This window comes from Psychrobacter sp. (genome assembly GCF_018260395.1).
In the GTDB taxonomy this organism is placed as follows: Bacteria; Pseudomonadota; Gammaproteobacteria; order Pseudomonadales; family Moraxellaceae; genus Psychrobacter.
The window spans coordinates 1-1,840 of the sequence record NZ_JAGLBC010000238.1; the positions used below are offsets into that span (position 1 = coordinate 1).

A 1,840-nucleotide genomic window follows, 5' to 3' on the forward strand; every position below is an offset into this window, starting at 1 on the left:
ATTTAGTTGAAAACGCCATTGCTAACTTAAAAAGGTTCCGTGCTATAGCAACAAGGTTTGATAAACTCAAGCAAAGTTATGAAAATAATGTCGCTTTGGCATGTGCTTACATTTGGCTGAAATTATGAATGTTCAACAGACCCTAATATAAATAAATCAAAGTGTTGCATTTTATTTCTTCTTTAAGTAGTATTGCTATATATTATATATCCAGTACATGGTGTGTAATTTTCAATCTATTTTTACCCTTTCCCAACCTCCTGTCTATCAAACCAGTTCCCATCCTATAAATGGAATTTTGGAGTAATAAATGCGTATATCCTTTACTATTAAACCTCTTGTTACTGCTATTGCTACTTTATCTATAGCTAGCTTTGCTTCTGCTGCTGGTCTAGATCGTTCTGGTCAACCAGTTACAGCCTTTTTACAAGATGGCACCTATGCAGAATCGGTTTATACCTATATTGATGCCGATGTCACTGGTAAAGATAAAAATGGAAATAAAATAAGTGATATTGCCGAAAGCTATGATTTCTTTCGTTATGGTGTAAAGTCTGATATTAATGATACCCTCAGTATAGGTGTATTGTATGATGAACCATGGGGTGCATCTGCAAACTATGAAGGTAACAATACATTTGTAGGTGCTCCTACTGAAGTTGCTAATGGCATCATTGCATCAAGAGATCTAGTTAATCCAATCTCAAAACAGAAAGTAACAAATGTAGCAGAATTTAAGCAATATGTTACTGTTGCTGAAAAATTAGCCCAAGCTGGTAAAGTAGATCCTAAAGATGTTGCACGTTTAAAAGGTTTACAGGGTGTTTTAGATCAAGCTCTATCTAATACAGAGGGAACCAATGTTGAAGTTCGAACTGAAAGCCTAACTGGTTTACTTGGGATGAAGGTTGGACAAAACAAAGAATTTCAGATCTACGGTGGCCCAGTAGCACAGCGCCTTAAAGCAGATGTTAAACTACGTGGTAGCGCTTATGAAAATGCTACAGGTTATAATTTAAGTGTAAATCCTGACACTGATTATGGCTGGATAGCTGGTGTTCAATATAGCAAACCCGAGATAGCATTAAAAGCTGCTTTGACATATCGTTCAGAGATTGACCATAATTTAAATGCTAGTGAATTTATGCCTTTGGTTGCTTTGAGAGGTACAAATCCTCACCAAGTAAATAAAATGCAAATCACTACGCCTGAATCGGTTAACTTTGACTTTCAGACTGGTTTAAATCCAACTACCTTAGCAACGGCTAAAGTACGCTGGGTACCATGGAGTGATTTTGCTATCACACCGCCTCTATATAATGGCGCTACAAAAATTGCCTATCCTGATAAACCTAATGGTCTAAATTTAGTAGATTATTCTGATGATCAGTGGCAAGTTGAACTTGGTTTAGGTAAACGAGTTGCAGACAATTTGGCAGTATCTGGATCACTTGGTTGGGATAGTGGTGCAGGCGATCCTACTACATCGCTTGGTCCAATTAAAGGCTATTATAGTGTAGGTCTTGGTGCTAAATATGACTTTACTAAAAATTGGGCGCTTTCTGCAGGTGGAAAATACCTAATGTTTGGTGATGCCAAAGGTAAAATTCCTAACGGTAATATTGTAGGTAACTTCGAAAATAATGACGGTTATGCCTTAGGTGTACAGTTATCTTATCAAGATAAATAATATTTATTACACTAAGTTTTAAACTAAGCAGACAATATTAATTATTTAGAATAAAGAATAGCAGCCAAGAGGCTGCTTTTTTAATATATTTTATAAATTCTTAGATTAACACACCAAGTGCAACGCTACGTAATATTAAAGAACACCTGA

General features: G+C 35.9%; 1 protein-coding gene and 1 pseudogene. Both read left to right on the top strand.

The genetic code is table 11. The annotated features are described in order from the left end of the window. Window positions 1-128: pseudogene (locus QZ265_RS10795) on the top strand (IS5/IS1182 family transposase); the annotation flags it as partial. Between the two features lie 182 nt (window positions 129-310). Then, window positions 311-1,690, top strand: coding sequence for an outer membrane protein transport protein (locus QZ265_RS10800; RefSeq protein WP_296406063.1), 1,380 nt, complete (start codon window positions 311-313; stop codon window positions 1,688-1,690). The last annotated feature ends 150 nt before the right edge of the window (window positions 1,691-1,840 follow it).